General features: G+C 38.8%; 15 protein-coding genes, 1 pseudogene and 1 other annotated feature. Of the genes and pseudogenes, 9 read left to right on the top strand and 7 right to left on the bottom strand.

Features of this window, described 5'->3' with window-relative positions; translation table 11 throughout:
* Nucleotides 1–173 precede the first annotated feature (173 nt).
* Both AC3CH7_RS13345 and ccpA read left to right on the top strand, forming a co-directional pair.
* Complete coding sequence (locus tag AC3CH7_RS13345; protein ID WP_031418590.1) at nt 174–1,259, top strand: bifunctional 3-deoxy-7-phosphoheptulonate synthase/chorismate mutase; 1,086 nt, start codon at nt 174–176, stop codon at nt 1,257–1,259.
* 174 nt (nt 1,260–1,433) lie between these two features.
* Complete coding sequence (gene ccpA, locus AC3CH7_RS13340; protein WP_012295691.1) at nt 1,434–2,438, top strand: catabolite control protein A; 1,005 nt, start codon at nt 1,434–1,436, stop codon at nt 2,436–2,438.
* A 146-nt stretch (nt 2,439–2,584) separates the two neighbouring features.
* Here ccpA and AC3CH7_RS13335 read toward each other — a convergent pair whose 3' ends face one another.
* The 3 genes from AC3CH7_RS13335 to AC3CH7_RS13325 are packed head-to-tail and all read right to left on the bottom strand — an operon-like array spanning nt 2,585 to nt 5,049.
* On the bottom strand, nt 2,585–3,745 hold the full coding sequence (locus AC3CH7_RS13335) for an acetoin utilization protein AcuC (RefSeq protein ID WP_012295690.1): 1,161 nt from the start codon (nt 3,743–3,745) through the stop codon (nt 2,585–2,587).
* Nucleotides 3,745–4,392, bottom strand: a complete 648-nt coding sequence (locus AC3CH7_RS13330; RefSeq protein WP_012295689.1) for an acetoin utilization AcuB family protein — start codon at nt 4,390–4,392, stop codon at nt 3,745–3,747. Before AC3CH7_RS13330 ends, AC3CH7_RS13335 begins: the two co-directional genes overlap by 1 nt.
* 24 nt (nt 4,393–4,416) lie before the next feature.
* Nucleotides 4,417–5,049 carry a GNAT family N-acetyltransferase gene (locus tag AC3CH7_RS13325; protein WP_031418591.1) on the bottom strand — a complete coding sequence of 211 codons (633 nt, stop codon included), beginning with the start codon at nt 5,047–5,049 and terminating at the stop codon, nt 4,417–4,419.
* 330 nt (nt 5,050–5,379) lie between these two features.
* On the opposite strand from AC3CH7_RS13325, the gene acsA reads away from it, so the two are divergent.
* The 5 genes from acsA to argD all read left to right on the top strand — a co-directional run bounded on the left by acsA (nt 5,380) and on the right by argD (nt 11,605).
* Nucleotides 5,380–7,107 carry an acetate--CoA ligase gene (gene acsA / locus AC3CH7_RS13320; RefSeq protein ID WP_373561630.1) on the top strand — a complete coding sequence of 576 codons (1,728 nt, stop codon included), beginning with the start codon at nt 5,380–5,382 and terminating at the stop codon, nt 7,105–7,107.
* A gap of 234 nt (nt 7,108–7,341) precedes the next feature.
* Nucleotides 7,342–8,376 carry an N-acetyl-gamma-glutamyl-phosphate reductase gene (argC, locus tag AC3CH7_RS13315; protein WP_488381781.1) on the top strand — a complete coding sequence of 345 codons (1,035 nt, stop codon included), beginning with the start codon at nt 7,342–7,344 and terminating at the stop codon, nt 8,374–8,376.
* A 44-nt stretch (nt 8,377–8,420) separates the two neighbouring features.
* A complete protein-coding gene (argJ, locus tag AC3CH7_RS13310) occupies nt 8,421–9,653 on the top strand; it encodes a bifunctional glutamate N-acetyltransferase/amino-acid acetyltransferase ArgJ (protein WP_488381780.1) in 1,233 nt (410 codons plus the stop codon).
* Nucleotides 9,616–10,401: an acetylglutamate kinase gene (gene argB, locus AC3CH7_RS13305; protein ID WP_488381779.1), complete on the top strand. Its 786-nt coding sequence runs from the start codon at nt 9,616–9,618 to the stop codon at nt 10,399–10,401. Before argJ ends, argB begins: the two co-directional genes overlap by 38 nt.
* Before the next feature lie 73 nt (nt 10,402–10,474).
* Nucleotides 10,475–11,605 (top strand): acetylornithine transaminase, encoded by a 1,131-nt coding sequence (gene argD, locus AC3CH7_RS13300; protein ID WP_488381778.1) that lies wholly within the window; start codon nt 10,475–10,477, stop codon nt 11,603–11,605.
* 49 nt (nt 11,606–11,654) lie between these two features.
* Here argD and AC3CH7_RS13295 read toward each other — a convergent pair whose 3' ends face one another.
* Both AC3CH7_RS13295 and AC3CH7_RS13290 read right to left on the bottom strand, forming a co-directional pair.
* Entirely contained in the window at nt 11,655–12,536 is an 882-nt protein-coding gene (locus AC3CH7_RS13295) for an NAD-dependent epimerase/dehydratase family protein (RefSeq protein WP_481276613.1), read from the bottom strand.
* A 112-nt stretch (nt 12,537–12,648) separates the two neighbouring features.
* Nucleotides 12,649–15,705: a transglycosylase domain-containing protein gene (locus tag AC3CH7_RS13290; protein WP_012295681.1), complete on the bottom strand. Its 3,057-nt coding sequence runs from the start codon at nt 15,703–15,705 to the stop codon at nt 12,649–12,651.
* A gap of 102 nt (nt 15,706–15,807) precedes the next feature.
* Nucleotides 15,808–16,016, top strand: a binding site (T-box leader).
* An 85-nt stretch (nt 16,017–16,101) separates the two neighbouring features.
* Here AC3CH7_RS13290 and tyrS point away from each other — a divergent pair.
* The gene (gene tyrS / locus AC3CH7_RS13285) at nt 16,102–17,370 is read left to right on the top strand and encodes a tyrosine--tRNA ligase (protein ID WP_031418597.1); all 1,269 of its coding nucleotides are present in this window, start codon (nt 16,102–16,104) and stop codon (nt 17,368–17,370) included.
* A gap of 52 nt (nt 17,371–17,422) precedes the next feature.
* Here tyrS and AC3CH7_RS13280 read toward each other — a convergent pair whose 3' ends face one another.
* On the bottom strand, nt 17,423–18,226 hold the full coding sequence (locus tag AC3CH7_RS13280) for a cobalamin-binding protein (RefSeq protein WP_488381777.1): 804 nt from the start codon (nt 18,224–18,226) through the stop codon (nt 17,423–17,425).
* Between the two features lie 140 nt (nt 18,227–18,366).
* The gene (locus AC3CH7_RS13275; RefSeq protein WP_488381776.1) at nt 18,367–19,575 is read right to left on the bottom strand and encodes an iron-containing alcohol dehydrogenase; all 1,209 of its coding nucleotides are present in this window, start codon (nt 19,573–19,575) and stop codon (nt 18,367–18,369) included.
* Nucleotides 19,576–20,322: 747 nt separating this feature from the next.
* Here AC3CH7_RS13275 and AC3CH7_RS13270 point away from each other — a divergent pair.
* A pseudogene (locus tag AC3CH7_RS13270) lies at nt 20,323–20,585 on the top strand (ATP-binding cassette domain-containing protein); the annotation flags it as partial.
* Nucleotides 20,586–20,822: the final 237 nt, after the last annotated feature.

The raw sequence follows: 20,822 nt of genomic DNA, 5'->3' as shown, positions 1-20,822 counted from the left end.
GTAATCGCTTCCTTTCGCGTTATATCTCAATTTCAATTTAGCGAGTTGAAGCGCTAAATTAAAAATGCGTGACATTCTGAACAACATTGATTATAATATTGCTATTATCTAAAAATGTAACATACATTTCAGAGTTCTGAAAGTGTCTGTCATGAGGAGAGGAGCAAGAAAGCATGAGCCAAAAAGATTTAGAAAGCTTACGTAGCCAAATCGACGAATTAAACTTAGAAATTCTTCGTCTTATTAACGAACGTGCAGCTGTAGTTGATGAAATCGGTAAAATTAAAGAAAAACAAGGTGTAAATCGCTATGATCCACTGCGTGAAAGACACATGCTTGATCTTATTAAAGAACACAACCAAGGTCCATTAAACCAAATGACGGTAGACTATATATTTAAACAAATCTTTAAAACAGCTTTAAAGCAGCTTGAAGCTGATAAAAAGAAAGAATTACTTGTATCTCGTAAGAAAAAATCCGAAGATACAGTTATTAATATCAATGGTGAGTTAATTGGTCAAGGGAAGCCATCTTTCGTATTTGGTCCTTGTGCTGTTGAATCTTATGAACAAGTAGCTGCAGTAGCGGCTTCTATTAAAGCAAAAGGTGAAAAGCTAATCCGTGGTGGTGCCTATAAGCCACGTACTTCTCCATACGACTTCCAAGGTCTTGGATTAGAAGGCTTAAAAATCTTAAAACGTGTGTCTGAGGAATATGGTTTAGGTGTGATTACAGAAATTGTGACACCAGGTCATTTAGAGGAAGCCTTAGATTATATTGATGTGATTCAAATCGGGGCACGAAATATGCAAAACTTTGAATTATTAAAAGCAGCAGGTGCAACTAATAAACCAGTCCTACTAAAACGAGGTTTAGCTGCAACAATTGATGAGTTCATCCATGCAGCAGAATACATTATGTCTAAAGGAAATGAAAATATTATCCTTTGTGAACGTGGTATTCGTACTTATGAAAAAGCAACTCGTAATACGTTAGATATTTCTGCTGTACCAGTGTTAAAACAAGAAACGCATTTGCCAGTATTCGTAGATGTAACACACTCAACAGGTCGTCGTGATTTATTGTTACCATGTGCCAAAGCAGCCATTGCAATCGGTGCTGATGGTGTCATGGCAGAAGTACATCCAGATCCATCTGTAGCACTTTCTGATTCACAACAACAAATGGATATCCCAACATTCGATGCATTCTATGAAACACTACAAAAATTCATGAAAAATCATGAAATTCATGCTTAATTGTTAACAGCACACACCGCTTGCTTACTTTAGCAGGCGGTGTTTGTTATATCGTGACAAAATAATGTCTAGAATAGGACTATTAGTACTTGGTTTTTACGTAGTTCTTCTTGAAAGTAATATGAAAATTATCGTATGATAAGGCTATAATAGGAAAAAAGGGAGGCACGTACGATGACTGTTACAATTTATGATGTTGCAAGAGAAGCAAATGTTTCTATGGCAACCGTCTCTCGTGTAGTCAATGGCAATCAAAACGTAAAACCAGCAACACGAAAAAAAGTACTAGAAGTAATTGAACGATTGGAATACCGTCCAAACGCAGTAGCGCGTGGATTAGCAAGTAAGAAAACAACAACAGTTGGCGTGATTATCCCAGATATTGCAAACAATGTTTATGCAGAGCTGGCTCGTGGTGTAGAGGATATAGCCACAATGTACCGTTATAATATTATTTTAGCCAACTCAGATCAACATGAAGATAAAGAGTTACAGTTACTTGATACTATGCTTGGGAAACAAGTAGATGGTATTGTGATGATGAGTGATGAAGTAACAGAAAAGATGCAACAAACAATGGATCATTCACCAGTCCCGATTGTACTAGCAGGCTCTGTAGATGAATCGCAAACAATAGCTACGGTCAATATAGACTATTTCCAAGCGGCTTATGAAGCGATATCTTTACTCATTCAAAATGGACATACGCGCATTGGCTTCGTAACAGGTCCACTTTCGTATACAATTAACGGAAAATTCAAGCTAGCAGCCTATAAGAAAGCATTACAGGATGCTGGCTTGCCAATAGATGAAGCATTAATTGCTGCTGAAGAATCAAGCTATGACATGGGCTTAGAAGCTTGGGAGATTTTATCAGTGCTTGAACAGCCACCTACAGCCTATTTTGCGGGTAGTGATGAATTGGCAATTGGTTTAATTCATGGTGCACAAGATGCTGGTAAAAATGTTCCAGAGGATATCGAAGTAATTAGCTTTGAGAATTCTAAGCTAGCACGAATGGTTCGTCCACAACTAACAAGTGTTGCATTACCCCTGTACGACATTGGTGCTGTTGCTATGCGCTTACTTACTAAATTGATGAGTAAGGAGCCTGTCGAGGATGAGGCAGTGATTTTACCACATCGTATTGAACATCGACAATCTGTTAAAAGTAAATAATAAGTAGGAACACGTAAATCTTATCAAGGATTTGCGTGTTTTTTAATTTAAAATGGAGCGGGAAAGAGGCATGATAAAATGACCAATGCAGGGAGATCTGGCTGCAAACCAATAAAAAAACCCCACGAAAATCGTGAGGAAAAGTGCTAATCTCGTTTTTCATTTCGAATAAGGTGTAGTGCTTTTGCTAACATTTGAGCATTTTTTTCCTCTATTTCTGCCTTCCTTGGAATGGGCTCATACAGAGGAATTGGGTCCTCCCAAGTTGGAATAAAAGGTACGGGAGCTTCGGGTTGCCATTGGTCAAGCCATGCCTGTGGGAGAGGTCCAGTTGGTAACGCTTGGTCAGTCATTTCTAACCAAAGTAGGGACCAAGCACGTGGAACTACTCGCCATATATCATAGCCTCCTCCACCCACTGCAATCCACTTACCATCGCAATATTCATGGGCTAATTGATGTGCGAGCTTTGGGATTTCACGATATATATTCATTGTGCCATGAAGGTGTGTCAAAGGATCAAAAAAATGGGCATCTGCTCCATTTTGTGTGAGTACAACATCTGGCTTGAAATATTCGAAAACCTCTCTCATGGATTGTTCATAGATTTCTAGGAAACTTTCATCCTCTGTAAAAGCATCCATAGGGAAATTAAAGGAGGTACCATATCCTTGTCCGTTGCCTCTTTCGGTGATATTTCCAGTTCCAGGAAATAGATAGCGTCCTGTTTCGTGAATAGACAATGTACAAACATTTGGGTCCTCGTAAAAGCTCCATTGTACTCCGTCCCCATGATGTGCGTCTGTATCAACATATAGTACACGGGCATTATATTTTTCCTGTAAATATCGAATCGCAACCGTACTATCATTGTAAATACAAAATCCTGATGCGCGACCACGAAAACCGTGATGTAGCCCTCCTCCAAGATTGAGAGCATGCTCAGCTTTACCTTCCATTACATAATCAACGGCAGTTAACGTCCCACCGACTAGTTGGGCACTTGCTTCATGCATATTTTCAAAAATCGGTGTGTCTTCAGTGCCGATACCATAGCTTTCACATTGGGCTACCGATAATTCACCATGACCTGCCCTCTTCACAATATCAATATACTTAGGGTCATGGGCAAGCAGTAGCTCCTCTTCTGTTGCAACACGAGCGGGAATAATGTCTACATCATCAAGTCCATCTATATTTTTTAGTAAATCCATCGTTAGCGTCAAGCGTTTATGATTAAAAGGATGTGAATCTGAAAATTTATATCCGAGTTGTTCTGGCGAGTAAATGAATACAGCCTTTTTCATTATAACGAAACACCTGGCAAATTAGGCCATAGTACATCAAAGCCTTCTTTGCGAAGGTCTTGAATCATAGCTAAAGGATTCAGTGTTTTTACTCGGACGCTTAAAATTTTATTTTGCGTATTTTCAGAATCAGGATAAACTAAGACGCTTTGGACATTGGCATGATGATGATGAAATATCTTTGTTATTTCAAATAAAACACCTGGCGTGTCAGCTACTCGAATTTCAATTTTTGAGCCAGGTTCCGTTCCGCCGGTCAGCTCTATATATGTATAGAGTAAATCCGTTGTAGTAACAATTCCTACTAATTTCCCTCCAGAGACAATAGGTAAACACCCTACTTTAGATTCATAGAAGGTAAGAGCGACTTCTTCAACAAAATCAAGTGGATGACCAACAAGCGGATCTTTGACCATTATTTCTTCTACTTTTGCATGAAAAACAGGAGAATTAGGTTCATCTTGTAAAGAGGAGGGCAAAACTTCTTTAATGTCTCGTTCTGTAATCACTCCTATAACGTGACGTTCCTCATCTATAACAGGTAAATGGCGAACTTTTTTGTCACGCATTAGCTTTAGTGCCTCCAACACGGTATTGGTAGGAGCTAATGTGTAAGGTTCTTCATTCATAATTTCTTCTACGATCATATACGTATCCCCTTTGCATTGGTTTTAATACATGAAACGATTTCTAAAACGAAGTCTATCAAATCTTTCGATGGTCTCAGGAGGCACGCGCTTACCTTCGCGCGCCATTAAACAATTAGCTGGGTGTGATGTGATTTCTGGATCATCCGTAGCAAAATATTCAAATCCGACAGAGCTCATCATCTTCTCCATCATTTTGCGGTAGTCCCAAACATTTAAGCCGGTCCCCTTTAAATCCCAATGCCAATAATATTCGGTAGTTATCACCAGATAATCCTCCATTTCATCACCCATAAATGAAACGGCTAGTAATGCCTTTCCTGAACCTGTTCCGCGATAGTCAGGAATCACTTCAATGGCACCTAATTCAATCATGTCATCAATTCGATCCTCTGCCCATCGTTCAAGTGGATCAGGATAAAGATAGGTCACATAGCCTACAATAATATCTTCGTTTCGAATAATAACTATACGTCCTTCAGGAAGCCCCGCAATTTCAATAATAGCTTGTTGTTGCTGTTTTGGAGGTCTAAAGGCAACCAAGCCTTCATGGAAAGAATATGTAGCTAATTTTTCTGGAGGCACAGGTCCTTCCACATACACAGTACCATGCTTAGTTTCCCTTTTGACAGAAAAAAAAGTTTTTTTATGTTCCATAATGACACCACCTGAGTTTAATAATTCCATTATAGCTGATTTCGTGCGTAAAAACGCTTATTTTTGCAAAATATACCTGTATTTTTGGAAAAGTGAAAATATTAAGACAATCTCCTTGGATTCGTGTAAAATATAATATATTGCTTCTGTTATTTAACAGATAAAAGTAGCGTAATTAAGAGTTAGGACATTTCTGATGCAGTAAACTGTTATATAACAAAAGCTAGGTAAATATGTTGCTTAGAACGTAAATTTATTATTTCAGCAGAGGGGATTGTTGAAAATAGCAAATGAACAGTTTGAAGCAAACGTAAAGAAAGGGGTAGTTTCATGGGGATGAAAATGAAGGAGAAGTTAACGGCTTTAGCTGGTCAGCACCAGTTAATGAATTATGAAGAAGTGGCAAAGTCTCATAATTGGGCTGATACAGAAAAAGCATTTAGTTGGTACGAGACAGGTTTAGTGAATATGGCGTATGAGGCAATCGATCGCCATACTGAAACACATCGTAAAAATAAAGTTGCTCTTTATTTTAATGATGGTAAACGGAAAGAGGCGTATTCATTTAATGAAATGAAAAGGTTAACAAACAAGGCTGCTAACGTTCTTAAAACAGCTACTAATCTACAAAAAGGTGATCGTTTATTTATTTTTATGCCACGGTCGCCTGAGCTCTATTTTTCATTATTAGGTGCGTTGAAAATGGGTGTTATTGTTGGACCATTATTTGAAGCTTTTATGGAAGGTGCTGTGTATGATCGGCTAGCAGATAGTGAGGCAAAAGTATTGGTTACGACACCGGCGTTACTTGAACGTGTACCTATAGCTAAATTACCTCACCTAGAGCATGTCCTTTTAATAGGTGAAGATATTGAAGAAACATTACAAATTCTAGACTTTAATCAACGATTAAAAAGGGCTTCAGCTCAATTTGATATAGAGTGGGTAGATCAGGAAGATGGGATGATTCTTCACTATACTTCTGGATCAACTGGTGCGCCAAAAGGAGTGCTACATGTTCATTATGCAATGCTTCAACAATACCAATCTACGCAATGGGTTCTTGATTTACGTGAAGATGATATTTATTGGTGTACTGCTGATCCAGGATGGGTGACAGGAACAGCCTATGGTATTTTTGGTCCATGGTTAAATGGGGTAACAATGGTGATTGTTGGGGGAAGATTCTCACCGCAAGCATGGTATCAAGCCATTGAAGATTATGGTGTTACGGTATGGTATAGTGCACCAACTGCATTCCGTATGCTGATGGGGGCAGGGAGTGGCTTGCTTGAAAGCTATGATCTATCATCTTTGCGTCATGTGCTATCTGTCGGTGAACCATTGAACCCCGAAGTGATTCGCTGGGGAGTAGAAGAATTAGGTCATCGAATCCATGATACATGGTGGATGACAGAAACAGGAGCGCATATGATTTGTAATTATCCTTCGATGGATATTAAGCCAGGCTCAATGGGAAAACCACTTCCAGGTATTCATGCGACGATTGTAGATGATGCTGGCAACGAAGTACCACCGTTTACAATGGGGAATTTAGCTATTCAACGGGGGTGGCCAGCTATGATGCGTCAAATTTGGGGCAATCCAGAGCGCTATGAATCTTATTTCTTAAAAGGGAAATGGTATGTATCTGGAGATTCTGCCTATATGGATGATGACGGATACTTCTGGTTCCAAGGTCGAGTGGATGATGTCATTATGACGGCCGGAGAGCGTGTGGGACCATTCGAAGTGGAAAGCAAGCTATTGGAGCATCCAGATATTGTTGAAGCAGGAGTCATTGGAAAACCAGACCCAGTGCGAGGGGAAATCATCAAAGCCTTTGTATCCTTACGAGAAGGAGTAGAACCTTCCGAACGATTAATTGAGGATATAAGAGATTTTGTTAAAAAAGGGTTATCGGCTCATGCAGCACCACGTGAAATTGATTTTAAGGAAAAACTACCAAAAACACGCAGTGGTAAGATTATGCGTCGTGTATTGAAGGCATGGGAGTTAAATTTACCTACGGGTGACCTATCGACGATGGAAGACTGATAAAGTAAAGAACATCAATTGATATTTATACAACATATGCATAAAAAGAAGGCAAGCATTCTTTCATCAATCGAGTGAATGCTTACCTTCTTTTTTCTGCATTTACAATGCTTAAGAGCTGTATTAACGAGAAGTATTTAAATGCGTAAAAAATATAGAATTAAATAAAAATTCAGTTGACTTAATATTTATGCAGACGTATACTATTTTTAACTTATTTCAGAGGTGAGTGCATTGAAAGTAGGAATTGTAGGAGCAACAGGTTATGGTGGACTAGAGCTTATTCGGTTTTTACATAATCATCCAGCTGTAGAGCAGCTAGCGTTATTTACTTCTTCAGAGGAGGGAGTTCTTTTTTCTTCAAAATTTGGTCATCTTATGACGATTATTGATAGGCCATTACAGAAAATAGAGGAAGATACTTTAGCGGAATTTGATGTAGTTTTTACAAGTACACCACCTGGCGTAACAAGTAAGTTATTACCATCATTGGTTAACACGGGTCCGAAATTTATAGATTTGTCTGGTGATTACCGTTTAAAAAATCTTGCAAGCTATGAAGCGTGGTATGGCAAACAAGCAGCACCATTTGATACGGTTCAGCAAAGTGTTTATGGTTTAACTGAATGGAATTCAGAGCATATTCGACAGGCTACTCTTATTGCTAACCCAGGTTGTTACCCAACAGCGGTGTTATTATCATTACTACCGCTAGTGAAGGAACGATTAATTGATCCGAGCTTTTTAGTAATTGATGCGAAAAGTGGCATCTCAGGAGCTGGTAATAAGCCGTCACAAACTACTCATTTTAGCGAGGCGAATGAGAACTTCTCTATCTATAAAGTAAATACACATCAACATATACCAGAAATAGAACAGGCATTATCCGTATTTGCTCATACTGAAACAAACATTACTTTCAATACTCATTTAGTACCTATGACAAGAGGGATTTTAGCGACATCCTATGCGCCAGTAATGGCAGGCGTTACAGAGGCTCAGTTGGTTGGTTGCTTGCAGGAGACGTATGAAAAGCATCCATTTGTTCGAATGGTTACAGATGCTACTAGCTTAGGAACTAATCGTGTTAAGGGGTCCAATTATTGCGATATTTTGGTGAAAGTAGATTCTCGTACAAATCGTGCCACGATTGTAAGTGTGATTGACAATCTAGTCAAAGGGGCTGCAGGGCAAGCTATCCAAAATATGAATGTACAATTTGACCTACCACAAACGACAGGTCTTGATGTCGTACCGTTCTTTATTTAACAGTTTTTATGTTTAGTTTGATGAAAAATAAGGAGGAATTATGGATGACAGTTACTACATCAATAAATGTAATGAAAAAGTTATCAAGTAAAAATATCGTTTCACCAAAAGGCTTTAAGGCAGCTGGGTTACATTGTGGTTTAAAACATAAGAAGAAAGATTTAGCCATTTTAGTAAGTGAGGTACCAGCTAGTGTTGCTGGTGTTTTTACAACAAATGCTGTGCAGGCAGCCCCGTTAAAAGTAACAAAGGAAGTTGTTTACACAACAAAAAAAATGCAGGCGATAATCGTGAATTCGGGCAATGCCAATGCTTGTACAGGGAAGCAAGGCGTTAAGGATGCCCAAACAATGCAGGCGCAAGTGGCTGAAAAATTAGGGATTGCGCCTGAATTGGTGGGAGTTTGTTCAACGGGCGTCATTGGCGAAATGATGAAGCTGGAGCCAGTAGTAAATGGTATTCAACAGCTAGAACCGAAGGACCATTTAGAAAGTGCTATTGACTTTGCGCAGGCAATCTTAACAACAGATACAGTTATGAAGAACACAAGCTATAGTACAACGGTAGATGGCAAGGAAATCATTATCGCTGGTGTTGCGAAGGGTTCAGGCATGATTGAACCAAATATGGCAACCATGTTGGGCTTTATTACGACAGATGCCCAAATAGAATCTGATGTATTACAAAGTGCATTATCCGATATTACCAATCTCACGTTTAATGCCATTACCGTAGATGGGGATACATCTACAAACGACACAGTTGTTGTATTGGCGAACGGCTTCGCAGGAAATAAGACGTTAACACCTGATCATCCAGATTGGTTAAATTTCTATTACACATTGAAAACGGTAGCCGAAGATTTAGCAAAAATGATTGCCAAGGATGGAGAAGGGGCAACTAAGCTCATTGAAGTGGAAGTTGTTGGCGCAGTTGCAGATGAAGAGGCACGAAAAATCGCCAAGACCGTCGTAGGCTCGCCACTTGTAAAGACTGCTGTTTTTGGCTGTGATGCGAACTGGGGACGAATTATTGCAGCAGTAGGGTATAGTGGTGCCTCTGTAGACCCAGATAAAATTACGATTCAAATTGGAGGCGCTACAATGGTAGAAAACGGCGAACCAATTCCTTTCTCAGAGGATGAATTAATACAAATTTTAAAAATGCATGAAGTGAAAATATATGTGTCTCTTGGTATGGGTGAAGGTAAGGGGCATGCTTGGGGATGTGACTTAACGTATGACTACGTCCAAATCAACGCATCATACCGCTCGTAAACGAATGGTGATTAAGCTCGGTGGTAGTACACTGGAGGGCTTAAATAAAGATTTTTTTTATCATTTTAAAAAGCTTCAAGATAGCGGTGTGGAGCTTATTATTACTCATGGCGGGGGCCCAGCTATTAATCGTGAATTAGCTGCTCGAGGCATAGAATCGCATACATTAAATGGTATACGTGTGACAAATGAGGCAGCTATGAATGTTGTCCAATCCACTCTAATTGGGCAGGTTAACCCTACTTTAGTTCATGACTTAACAAGTGCTGGCGTCGAGGCCATTGGGCTAAACGGTTATGATGGTCAATTAATGGTGGCAGATTATTTAGATAAAGATGTTTATGGTTATGTAGGAGCAGTAAAAGCCATCCATACAGCCTTACTTGAAGCTTTATTGTCAGTGGGAATTGTACCCGTTATTGCTTGTGTTGGAGTAAGTGAAGCAGGTCAGGCTTTAAACATTAACGGCGATACAGTCGCAAGTGAAATAGCATTAGCCTTAGGGGCAGATAGCTTATTACTCGTTACAGATGTAAGTGGTATTCGAGTCTATGATGAATATCAAACAATGGCAACACCCACTAGCATTAATCAATGGATAGAACAAGGGCATCTATATGGAGGGATGATTCCGAAAGTACAAGGAGCGATCGATTGTTTACGTGCAGGTATACCTTCCGTGCAAATTGTGGGAGAGACATTGATTGGCACTACGATTGTCACTTCCGATAAACTTCATGCTACCTAGTGTTCTAATAAGAGCTTATGAAAAGTATAGATGTTGAAAGAAGACCATTTCAAATAATAGCGGAGATGATAACATGAGTGCGTTATTCGGGAACTACGGTAAACGTCGTGCGCAAATTGTCAAAGGGCAAGGCACCGTTGTAGAGGATTCTACAGGAAAACAATATTTAGATTTTACTAGTGGTATTGCAGTAGCAAGTCTGGGGCATGCGCATCCAGCCATTGTGCAGGCACTACAAGAGCAAAGTGAAAAGCTGTGGCATATATCGAACCTTTTTGATATCCCTGGTCAGGAAACCGTGGCTAAAAAATTAATCGCTCATACGCATTTTGCACATGCTTTTTTCTGTAATAGTGGAGCGGAGGCAAATGAAGCGGCCATTAAGTTAGCACGAAAGCATACAGGGAAAAACCATATGATTACTTTCGAAAAATCATTCCATGGTCGCACATTCGGAGCAATGTCTGCAACAGGTCAAGGCAAAATACATAACGGCTTTGGACCACTCGTTGAAAAATTTACGATTTTACCATTCAATGACGCTGCCGCACTAGAAGCTACTATTGATGACTCTGTAGCAGCCATTATGCTGGAAATGATTCAAGGAGAAGGTGGCGTTAATTGTGTATCGTTAGAATTCGCTACCGCGATTGCAAAAGCATGTGATGACAAGGGAATATTACTCATTATTGACGAAGTACAGACTGGAATTGGAAGAACAGGAACACGCTATGCGTTTGAGCAAACGGTGTTAAAGCCACATATAGTGACATTAGCAAAAGGCTTAGGTGGTGGCTTTCCGGTAGGGGCAATGCTAGGAACTGCCGAGCTTTATGCAACCTTTAGTCCGGGTACACATGGCACTACATTTGGGGGAAACCCACTTGCAATGAATGTAGCTCAGGCCGTCTTAAGTCATGTATTTGAGCCAGCATTCTTACAGCAAGTACAAGAACAGTCAGCCTATTTTGTCGCACAACTAAAAGCGCATTTACCTTCTAATTATACCATTCAGGGTAAGGGATTAATGCTTGGAATTGGCTGTGGTGAAACAGAAGTAGCCGCGTATATTGCTGCTGCAGAAGAGAAGGGTCTCTTATTAGTAGGGGCAGGGCCAAATGTTATTCGACTATTGCCGCCACTAACTGTAACGAAGAAAGAGATAGACGAAGCAGTAGCCATTTTAAAGACCATATTATATTAATTTACTGACAAAGAATCTGCTTATTTAGCAGACTCTTTGTCTTTCTTTTTTATTGAAGCTGTTTTACTAATGTATTTACTAGTTTTGGCAACCAATCATGAAGTTGACTAAATGTAAATCCTGCTTTCTCTGCTTTCGCATTTGTCATATACCAGTCAGCAGGTACACCATATGGTGATTGTGATTCTTCATCGCCACCAACAAGTGAAATTTTTGCGCGCTTCCCACTCTTTTCTTCAATTAACGCAAGGAGTTCCTTCAATGACATGGCACCAGATGCTGTAGCATTGTATGGTCCTTCTATAGGTGTCATGCCTGCAAAATATAAGAAATTAGCTGCTTCCTCATCTGTAATATAGCTCATCTGCGCATCGATATTCGGTAAGGAGATTGGCTGATCGTGTAAAATACGTTCCACATGAAAATGCAAACGACGTGTGTAATCATGTTCACCCATGACAATTGGGAAACGTACAGCAACAACTGGGAATGAAGCCTCTTTAAACAATACAGCCTCTGCCTGTCTTTTTCCTTCTCCGTAGGAAAATTCATTTCGATCCCCCATGAGAATTTGATAATGAAAAGGATCGAAATCTTCTTCCTTTTTCATCTTGCCATCAACTTCATAGGTTGAAAGAGTTGAAGTAAAGACAAGTTTTTTCGTTTTCCCTTTTAAAAGCTCACAAATGGTATGTGCCTCGTTAGGAGAGTAGCATATATTATCATAAACAATATCCCACGTTGTATGAGCGAGAGCATTTTCTAATGCGTCACGATCATCCCGATTAACCATTAATTGTTTGACAGCTGTTCCAAAAGGATTGCCGCTTTGACCACGTGTTAAAATCGTTACATCATGTCCATTCTCAATGCAAAGTTCCACTAATTTTTTTCCGAAAAAACGTGTGCCCCCTAAAACTAAAATGTTCATATTTTTCCTCTCCTTCAAAATAGTAGTCTTCTTAATAATGACAAAAAAATAGACTTACTACAAATCAAAAGTGAATTGTAGTAAGCCTGTTTGACACAGAAAATGAAACTGATTATCGCCTTGATGTTTCAGGGGGAGTTGTATTGCCGTTGTCTCCTCCATTTGAGCCATCTTCAGGTTGACCTGATCCGTTACCACCAGATCCATCCCCATTGTTGGAGCCGTTGCCATTGCCACCAGATTCATTCCCGTTGTTGGAGCCGTTGCCGTTGCCACCAGATCCATTCCCGTTGTTAGAGCCGTTGCCATTGCCACCAGATCCATTCCCATTGTTAGAACCGTTACCATTATTACCAGACCCATTGCCATTTGTAGGCGGTGTTGTAGGTGGAATTGTTTCTTGACCATTATCCTCTGGATCAGGTTCATTTTCACTACCACCAGTAGAGGCTACATTAGAATGTGGTGACACTAAGCCTGTAATATCTACAGCCACTACAACATAGGCCTGTCCACTAGCGACCGTTATACTTTGTGTAGATTCAAGAACAGAAGTTACTAATGTGTTGGCACCATTTGTAACATTGTAAATCCGATAGCCAACTACATCGTTTGATGACTCTGTCCAAGATAAAGTTGAGCCATTTACGGATGCTGTTACTGCTGCAGGTGCACTTCCATCCGCAGGGAAATCAACGGCCGAAACAGATGAATTGGTTAAAGTTGAATTTTTCGGTAATAAACTTGCTGGGTTACCGCCAAGACGGCCTAACATACGTTTAATAAACGCCTGATTAATACCTGCGCCACCTGATTTGACAAATTCAGCTGGTGTACTAGGTAATGCATTATAAGTTTTTCCTTTAATCGTTACAACACTTGAAGCAGCTAAGCTATCATCTGGTTGTGAAGGTAAAAATACTTTCGCATTAAATAAGTCTGAACGAACTAAACCTGCATCTGCACAGGCAGCAGAAGGTGCCATTCCAGAAATTCCGCAGAATGAAGCGGTCACCACATTTTTAGGTGCCTTAAAGCTTGTTGGTGGGTCAATAAACTCAGGAGCCACATCGTAAACGGAATTCATTAAAGTACCCCATAATTTATTGACACGAACACTTGGCTGTAGGTACGTATTATTAAATGCGTACAACGTACGAGGTTGGTCGTAACCCATCCAAACACCTAGAGATACATTAGGGTTATAGCCAACTAACCAAACATCTTTATACTCTTGAGAAGTCCCTGTTTTAGCAGCGAAATCAGAAGAGAATTTTAATGTATTACGAGCAAGAGTTCCTGTTCCTTTTGTTAATACGTCACGTAGCATATCTGTCACAATATAAGATGTTTCTGGACTAAATACTTGGACGGGTTCTACTTCGTGTTTGTAAATAATATTTCCTTCTTGATCTTCAATTCGATCAATCATATAAGCATCAATGAATTGACCACCATTTGCAAAAGTAGCAAAGGCATTCGTATTCTCTTCTACAGTAGTCCCCTCACTTAAAGCACCGATACCGGTTGCAAGGTTAGTGAAATCATCGGGGTGTAATTTTGTGAATCCCATTTTTACTAATAGATCAGCTGGTCGTTTGTTAATAATATCATTATATAAACGTAACGCTGATATGTTTTGAGAATCTGCTAAAGCTTCACGCGCCGGAATAAGTCCTCGCTCATCACTAGTAATATAGTTACTTGGGCTCCATGAACCAATTGAGAATTTTACGTCAACGAGTGGGCTACCTGCACCAATTACGCCATACTCAATAGCAGGTGCGTATACAAGTAATGGTTTCATCGTAGAACCATTTGAACGATAAGCTTGTGTTGCATGGTTAACTTGAGTTGTATTAAAGTCTCGACCACCTACAAAACTTAAAATGCGACCTGTCGTATTCTCCATTAAAATACTGCCCACTTGTACGGGCATTTCGATATCAACTTCCTCACCGGTTACAGGGTCTTTCCCTTTACCAGTATATGTGTGGCCGTAATATTGGAAGTCCTTAGCAGCTTTTTGCATGGCATCATACATATCTTTGTTAATGGTTGAATAAATACGATAACCTTTTGAGCGAACATCTCGATCTGCTAAGATTTTATATTTATCTTTTAATTTTTTTTCTGTTTTTAATCGCTCTGGGTCAATACCGTCATCTTCTGCGAGTTTTTCTGCAATAATATCTTTTGCGCGGCTCTCAAGCTCATATGTAAGCCATGGATAACGATCCTCCGCTCGCATTTCTGGACCACGGAAGTCAGCAGCAATATCATAATTCAGTGTTTCTTTATATTGAGCATCGTCAATATAACCAGCTTCTTTCATACGATAAAGAACTGTTTTCATACGATCAATACCTGGTTTTAAAGCTTCCTCACTTTTCAGTTCACCCGTATTTGTAAAAGGTGTGTAAGCAAATGGCGCCTGAGGAATACCAGCGATGTAAGCTGCTTGCGCAAGTGATAAATCCTTAGCTTTGACACCAAAGATTCCTTCTGCGGCTGTTTCTACGCCTGCAATATTTCGCCCTGAAGAGTTACGACCGTATGGAATAATATTTAAATAAGCCTCTAATATTTCTTCCTTTGTCATAAAATGCTCTAAACGCATAGCAAGTAAAATTTCTTTTGCTTTACGTTCATAGGAAACTTCATTGGTTAATACTTGGTTTTTAATAAGTTGTTGCGTAAGGGTAGAGCCACCTGTCTGTGTAGCAGAATTCGTAACATCTTGTAATAAGCCTCGTACAACCGCTTTTGGTACAATGCCGTTATGTTCACGGAAATACTCATCTTCTGTTGCCAGTACTGCATTAATAACATCTGGTGCAACATTTTTTAGTGAAGTTTCGCGGCGATCTAAATCTGTCCGTAATTTTCCGATATAAATATCGTTGGCAAAATAAATTTCACTTGTTTCTTCATAGCTAAAAATTTGATCTCGCAATTCATCTTTTGAGCGTAAAGGCTCTTCTTTTACAAGAGAAGCGAAATAACCAGCTCCTACTGAACCGACAAATACAGTGCCAACCAATGCAAAGACTAAAAATAGTAAAAATAAGTTCCAGGTAACGCTACCTGAAATACGTAATTTCTTCATCCATTTTTGTTCAATTAATGTATCGATCTTTGCATTGATTTTTTCAATCCAATCCTTCAATGTATCGACCTCCTAAAATCTTGTTTATTATAGCACATATTGTTTTAGCTCGAACATAGTTATTGACTTTGAAATAGATTCGTATAGAATAATGTTTATAGTTTTCTAGTGATGAAGAGTTTGGAGTAGTTTCTATATTCCCTGTTTAGAGAGCCAGTGGTTGGTGAAAACTGGTCATAATGTAGAGACGAATTACGTGCTTGGAGCTTAGACGTGCGCGCCTGCGATAAAGGCGGTTGAATGAAGTGGAAGGTGGATGACATCTTCAAGCCGGGTGGTACCGCGTTAATTTACAATTTAACGTCCCTGCATGCAATTGTTTGCGTGTAGGGATTTTTTTATTTCATGAACTTGTCCATGCACGTAGCGAATTTCAATCAATTAGGAGGAATCATCATGACAAACGAATTATTACAAGATTTAGAATGGCGTGGGCTGCTATACCAACAAACCGATGCTGATGGTATGGCAAAACTATTAGAAGAACAGTCCGTCTCTTTATACTGTGGTGTTGATCCAACAGCAGATTCTATGCATATCGGGCATATTGTCCCGCTTTTAACATTACGTCGCTTCCAAAAAGCTGGTCACCGTCCAATTTTACTTGTGGGTGGGGCTACAGGCATGATTGGAGATCCATCAGGTCGTTCAGAAGAGCGTCAATTACAAACTGTGGAGCAAATCGATAAAAATGTTCAAGGGATTCGCGGTCAACTAGAACGAATTTTTGACTTTGCTGAAGATGGTAATGGCGCTCAGCTTGTGAACAATCGTGACTGGATTGGCAATATAAATACGATTGAATTTTTACGTGATTATGGGAAATTAATTAATGTTAACTACATGTTGGCAAAAGATACAATTGCTTCTCGTCTTGACACGGGGATATCTTTCACAGAGTTTGCTTATACATTAATTCAAGGGATTGATTACAATCATTTATACAACCACTACAATTGTCGTATTCAAGTAGGTGGCTCTGATCAATGGGGTAATATTACAACAGGTTTAGAGGTTATTCGTAAGACACATGAAGAAGAAACTAAAGCCTTTGGGATTACGATTCCATTAGTAACGAAAGCCGATGGTACGAAATTTGGTAAAACAGCTGGTGGTGCTGTCTGGTTAGATGGTAAGAAAACATCTCCATATGAATTCTATCAATTTTGGATCAATGCTGCTGATGCAGATGTCATCAAATACTTGAAAATATTCACTTTCCTTACTCGTGAAGAGATTGAAGCATTAGCTGTTTCTGTAGAAGAAGAGCCACATTTACGTAAGGCTCAAAAATCACTTGCTGAGGAAATGACACGATTAATTCATGGTCAAGCGGCGTTAGAGCAAGCTATTCGCATTACAGCAGCTTTATTTTCAGGCGATTTAAAAGCACTTTCGGCTGAAGAAATGAAGGATGCCTTTAAAGATGTTCCTTCTATTGAAATGGCAAAAGAAGATAAAAATATTGTGGACCTTCTTGTAGAAGCTGGTATCTCATCATCGAAACGTCAGGCACGTGAGGACGTTTCGAATGGTGCAATTAGTGTCAATGGTGAAAAAGTGACGGATTTAGAATATGTAGTCGATGCAAAGGATCGTCTAGAGGATGCCTTTAGCATTGTTCGTCGCGGTAAGAAAAAATATCATATGGTAAAGTTTGTATAATGATTTTAATTTAAACAACATCCCCGATCATAAAGGGGATGTTGTTTTTTTATTATAGAAAACTTGGCGATTTTATGTGTTCATATTGCTGAGGGTGCAGTATTTTTGCCAGTTTTATAGCCCCTTCAATAAGACGGGGAGAAGGCCGACAATAAAGCCATTCCTCCATTACATGAAGCTGTTCCATTTTCACAGCATGTAGCTCACTTGCATGGGGACGCTTTAATAAGTTGGCCGGCTGTATACGCTCAAAAGCTACACCTACCCAAGCCATCATGATATAGTCGGGCTTTCGTTTAACAACATCTGCCCAATCAGTTTGAACACTGGCTAGTTCTATATCGTGAAATAAATTGACTCCGCCTGCAATAGCACTAATTTCTGTTAGCCAATTTATTTTTCCTGGTGTAAAAATTGGGTTTGGCCACCATTCCCAGTATAGAGTAGGTTTCTTCGTGAGGGAATTAGCAACTATACGCATTTTGTCAATGGATTGCAAATATTCTTCTGCGATTATTTTAGCACGTTCTTCTACATGGCAAGCTCTCCCGAGTGAAAGGAGATCTTGTGCAATTTCCTCTAACGAGTTCGCATTAAAAACAATATGAGGGATATTTCTTCTTTGCAATTCCTCGATGTTTTTTTCCATTCCAGGCACACTTAAAGATGCAAGAACAAGATCGGGGTGTAATGCCTCTAAATCGTTCATATTAATAGATAAATCTGGACCAAGCTGTGGCAAATCTTTAACGCTTGATGGCCAATCGGAGAAATCATCTACTCCAACAAGCTGGTCTGTCAGTCCTAAATAGGCTACAAGCTCTGTATTGCTTGGACATATCGAGATTAAACGCATTTGTTATCTCCTATTCTTTTTAAGAAAAGTATAGCGAGAGTTTCCATTCTAAACAATGTGTTTACATCATTTTCATCTTTGAGCATAGAAAAAAGGTGGAGAAAAACTTGGTTTATCTCCACCTTTTGTTTTTTTATTAATTATGAAAGAGCAGCAACAGCTTCAAGCGATTCCTCTTTTTTCACGATAGGGCCCATTGCATTTGTAATAATTTGTTTAATATCATCTAGTGTTGCTTTACGAGGATTTGTCTCAGCGCAAACATCTAACATCGCATTTTTTGCTAAAATTTCAATATCCTCATCTTTTGCACCTAGTTCGCGGAAGCCACTAGGAATATTTAAATCCTTTGATAGCTTTTCAATAGCTGAAATAGCTTTTTCAGCAGCATCACGCTTACTTAATCCTGTCACATTTTCACCTAATAATTCAGCAATGCGAGCAAAACGCTCAGTACGTGCTGTTACATTGAAGCGGCAAACATGTGGTAATAAAATGGCATTACATACGCCATGAGGTAGATTATAATAGCCACCTAACTGATGAGCAATCGCATGGACATAGCCTAGTGAAGCATTATTAAAAGCCATACCAGCTAAAAATTGTGCATATACCATTTGTTCACGTGCTTCTAAATCAGCTCCATTTGCATAGGCACGTGGTAAAAATTCAGGAACTAGTTGAAGTACCTTCTCAGCACAAGCGTCTGTAATTGGTGTTGCATTTGTCGAAACAAATGATTCAATAGCATGTGTCAATGCATCAACACCAGTAGCAGCTGTTAGAGCAGGAGGTAACCCAATCATCTGTTCGGGATCATTAATCGAAAGTAACGGAGTCACATGTTTATCAACAATGGCCATTTTTACTTTACGTGCTGTATCTGTAATAATCGTGAAACGAGTCATTTCACTAGCAGTACCAGCCGTTGTATTAATAGCAATTAATGGCACAAGTGGATTTTGTGATTTATCAACGCCTTCATAATCTTGAATGCGTCCACCATTCGAAGCAATAAGTCCGATACCTTTTGCTGCATCATGAGCGCTCCCTCCTCCAAGAGAAACGATTGAATCACAGCTTTCAGCATGGTAAGCTGCTATGCCATCTTCAATATTTTGATCTGTTGGATTTGGTTCTGCTTTAGGGAAAATTGCTACATCAATTCCAGCAGCTGTAATGATGTTTGCAATTTGTTCAGAGAGACCTAATTTGTGTAAGCCCTCATCTGTTACGATTAATGTCTTCTTCACTTCTAAATCATTTAAGTGTTTACCAACTTCTTGAATTGCTCCAGGTCCAAATAAGTTTTTTTTCGGCATAACAAATTGCTTTAGAACGTCTGACATACTTCCAACCCCTTTTTAAAAATTATTATTGCTTGAATGATGGTGAACCACCTTTCGGAATTCATCGTATTCTATTTTTTATTAAAGTTCAACTCGTATTTTTATTAAAATTGCTCGCTTTATCCTTGTTATTATTTTACAAAAAAGTTAGCTTGTTAAAATGTTCTTTAAAAATGTGAAAGGTATAAGAATGCTGATTGTAATATGTTTTATAAAATGTTTTACTATAAAAATAAAATATATTTTTTTGGAAATGGTTCTATTTGAAGGGGTCTAAGAATAGTAAATAACTGATATTTGTTTTTTAATATTAAGATAGTGGTTATGTTATTTTGAAGCGATGTAATTATTATTTTAAAGTATATAAAATTTTCATAAGTGAGAGGGAGTTATGATTGTTGATTATAATAATATTAAGAAATTCTGAATATACGGACGGTGTATTTCTAGAATAACCCTCATACCAATCTCTACGCCCTGAGAACCCAAGGGATATATAAGAAAAGAAGCTTATTTCGTTAATGCCCTCATCTTCAGATAGTTTAAATTTTTTAAATGGCTAATTTGTTGAATAGCGCAACCAAGAAATTGATTGAAATGGAAGTTTTTCAATTTCGTTAAAAATTATTTTTAAAAATTTGTTCAATAAAAGAGCATTATTCAACTTAAGTTATAGTCCTTTCAACTGCTCTTTTAATCCAAGATAGTCATTGATGACAAATAATAAAGAATCCAATTCTCTCTTAGAGTGACGGTCAACAGCAATGTATTGCAATTGCTAGGGCACTTGCCCCTAAACCTCGTTTACTACTGTTAGACGAGCCTTTTAGTAACTTAGATACCGAGCTTCAAGTAAAAATTAGAAAAGATTTACGTGACATTTTAAAGCGCGCAAATATTACATCTATTTTGTTACACACGATGAAGAGGATGCCTATGCTATCGCTGATTTTATCGTGCAATTAAAAAATGGAAGAATCGAACAAATGGGAAATCCTTGCTATCTTTAAAAAAAGGGGTAAAAGATTGTCCTAACTTTGTTTGAACATAGTGTGAAAATATCATTTAACAATTTAGGGTACTGAGAAATTAGAGCTTCACAGTACCTTCTTCGTCTTTGTTTAATAAGGGGGCGGGTTTTGGTAGTCAAACTGAGGCTAAAAAGTTTTTTATAAAGTGTTTAAAAACTCATGTGTCTTGAAGGTGATAAAACGACCTCTTAAACAAGTGGAAACATTAAAACAGCA

This window comes from Lysinibacillus sp. F12, assembly GCF_057773605.1.
Note: the sequence above shows the minus strand (reverse complement) of the source record. Positions and strands in the feature narration are given on the sequence as shown.